The following is a 3290-nucleotide window of genomic DNA, read 5'->3' on the forward strand; positions in this document are numbered from 1 at the left end:
GGGAAACCCCACACTACCATCGGCGATGCATCGTTTCACTGCTGAGTTCGGGATGGGATCAGGTGGTTCCAATGCTCTATGGTCGTCAAGAAATTCTGTTGCCAGAATGTCCAGATGGACAGCCCAGCGAATCCGGATATGCGATATTTGTGATGTTGCGAACTTTCGGTTCTTTCGTCTTCACCACCGCAATCTGCGCTAGCAAATTGCTTGGGTGTTATATGGTCAAGCCTCACGGGCAATTAGTATTGGTTAGCTCAACGCCTCACAGCGCTTACACACCCAACCTATCAACGTCGTAGTCTTCGACGGCCCTTCAGGGGATTCAAGATCCCAGTGAGATCTCATCTTGAGGCAAGTTTCCCGCTTAGATGCTTTCAGCGGTTATCTCTTCCGAACATAGCTACCCGGCAATGCCACTGGCGTGACAACCGGAACACCAGAGGTTCGTCCACTCCGGTCCTCTCGTACTAGGAGCAGCCCCTCTCAAATCTCAAACGTCCACGGCAGATAGGGACCGAACTGTCTCACGACGTTCTAAACCCAGCTCGCGTACCACTTTAAATGGCGAACAGCCATACCCTTGGGACCGGCTTCAGCCCCAGGATGTGATGAGCCGACATCGAGGTGCCAAACACCGCCGTCGATATGAACTCTTGGGCGGTATCAGCCTGTTATCCCCGGAGTACCTTTTATCCGTTGAGCGATGGCCCTTCCATACAGAACCACCGGATCACTAAGACCTACTTTCGTACCTGCTCGACGTGTTTGTCTCGCAGTCAAGCGCGCTTTTGCCTTTATACTCTACGACCGATTTCCGACCGGTCTGAGCGCACCTTCGTACTCCTCCGTTACTCTTTGGGAGGAGACCGCCCCAGTCAAACTACCCACCATACACTGTCCTCGATCCGGATAACGGACCTGAGTTAGAACCTCAAAGTTGCCAGGGTGGTATTTCAAGGATGGCTCCATGAGAACTGGCGTCCCCACTTCAAAGCCTCCCACCTATCCTACACAAGCAAATTCAAAGTCCAGTGCAAAGCTATAGTAAAGGTTCACGGGGTCTTTCCGTCTAGCCGCGGATACACTGCATCTTCACAGCGATTTCAATTTCACTGAGTCTCGGGTGGAGACAGCGCCGCCATCGTTACGCCATTCGTGCAGGTCGGAACTTACCCGACAAGGAATTTCGCTACCTTAGGACCGTTATAGTTACGGCCGCCGTTTACCGGGGCTTCGATCAAGAGCTTCGCTTGCGCTAACCCCATCAATTAACCTTCCGGCACCGGGCAGGCGTCACACCCTATACGTCCACTTTCGTGTTTGCAGAGTGCTGTGTTTTTAATAAACAGTCGCAGCGGCCTGGTATCTTCGACCGGCATGGGCTTACGGAGCAAGTCCTTCACCCTCGCCGGCGCACCTTCTCCCGAAGTTACGGTGCCATTTTGCCTAGTTCCTTCACCCGAGTTCTCTCAAGCGCCTTGGTATTCTCTACCTAACCACCTGTGTCGGTTTGGGGTACGGTTCCCAGTTATCTGAAGCTTAGGAGCTTTTCTTGGAAGCATGGTATCAACCACTTCGTCGCCTAAAGGCAACTCGTCATCAGCTCTCGGCCTTGAAATCCCGGATTTGCCTAAGATTTCAGCCTACCACCTTAAACCTGGACAACCAACGCCAGGCTGGCCTAACCTTCTCCGTCCCTCCATCGCAATAACTGGAAGTACAGGAATATTAACCTGTTTTCCATCGACTACGCTTTTCAGCCTCGCCTTAGGGACCGACTAACCCTGCGTCGATTAACGTTGCGCAGGAAACCTTGGTCTTTCGGCGTGCGAGTTTTTCACTCGCATTGTCGTTACTCATGTCAGCATTCGCACTTCTGATACCTCCAGCAAGCTTCTCAACTCACCTTCACAGGCTTACAGAACGCTCCTCTACCGCGTCATCAAAGATGACACCCGTAGCTTCGGTGCATGGTTTGAGCCCCGTTACATCTTCCGCGCAGGCCGACTCGACTAGTGAGCTATTACGCTTTCTTTAAAGGGTGGCTGCTTCTAAGCCAACCTCCTAGCTGTCTAAGCCTTCCCACATCGTTTCCCACTTAACCATGACTTTGGGACCTTAGCTGACGGTCTGGGTTGTTTCCCTTTTCACGACGGACGTTAGCACCCGCCGTGTGTCTCCCATGCTCGGCACTTCCAGGTATTCGGAGTTTGCATCGGTTTGGTAAGTCGGGATGACCCCCTAGCCGAAACAGTGCTCTACCCCCTGGAGTGATACATGAGGCGCTACCTAAATAGCTTTCGAGGAGAACCAGCTATCTCCGAGCTTGATTAGCCTTTCACTCCGATCCACAGGTCATCCGCTAACTTTTCAACGGTAGTCGGTTCGGTCCTCCAGTCAGTGTTACCTAACCTTCAACCTGCCCATGGATAGATCGCCCGGTTTCGGGTCTATACCCAGCGACTAAACGCCCTATTAAGACTCGCTTTCGCTACGCCTCCCCTATTCGGTTAAGCTCGCCACTGAATATAAGTCGCTGACCCATTATACAAAAGGTACGCAGTCACCTAACAAGTAGGCTCCCACTGCTTGTACGCATACGGTTTCAGGTTCTATTTCACTCCCCTCTCCGGGGTTCTTTTCGCCTTTCCCTCACGGTACTGGTTCACTATCGGTCAGTCAGTAGTATTTAGCCTTGGAGGATGGTCCCCCCATATTCAGACAAAGTTTCTCGTGCTCCGTCCTACTCGATTTCATTGACAAGAGATTTTCGTGTACGGGGCTATCACCCACTATGGCCGCACTTTCCAAAGCGTTCCACTAATCTCAAATCAACTTAAGGGCTGGTCCCCGTTCGCTCGCCACTACTAAGGGAATCTCGGTTGATTTCTTTTCCTCAGGGTACTTAGATGTTTCAGTTCCCCTGGTTCGCCTCTTGCACCTATGTATTCAGTACAAGATACTCAGCTTGTGCTGAGTGGGTTCCCCCATTCAGAGATCTCTGGATCACAGTCTGTTTGCCGACTCCCCAAAGCTTATCGCAGGCTACCACGTCTTTCATCGCCTCTGACTGCCAAGGCATCCACCGTATGCGCTTCTTCACTTGACCATATAACCCCAAGCAATCTGGTTATACTGTGAAGACGACATTCGCCGAAAATTCGCATGTTGCTCTTTCGAGCAGAACTCACAAATTTTACCTTAGCCTGATTAACCAGCAGTGAAACTGGCCATCAGTCTATATCTATCACATATCCGAATTTTTAAAGAACGATCTGACAAAAGCC

Annotated in this window: 2 rRNA genes; both read right to left on the bottom strand. The window is 51.3% G+C overall.

The features are described from left to right. A 5S ribosomal RNA gene (rrf, locus tag CAF92_RS26170) occupies positions 1 to 90 on the bottom strand; the annotation flags it as partial. Between the two features lie 131 nt (positions 91 to 221). Continuing rightward, positions 222 to 3112, bottom strand: a 23S ribosomal RNA gene (locus CAF92_RS26175). Positions 3113 to 3290 lie beyond the last annotated feature (178 nt).

Origin of the sequence: Pseudomonas sp. B10(2017) (genome assembly GCF_002113295.1) — a bacterium.
Taxonomy (GTDB): Bacteria; Pseudomonadota; Gammaproteobacteria; order Pseudomonadales; family Pseudomonadaceae; genus Aquipseudomonas; species Aquipseudomonas pudica.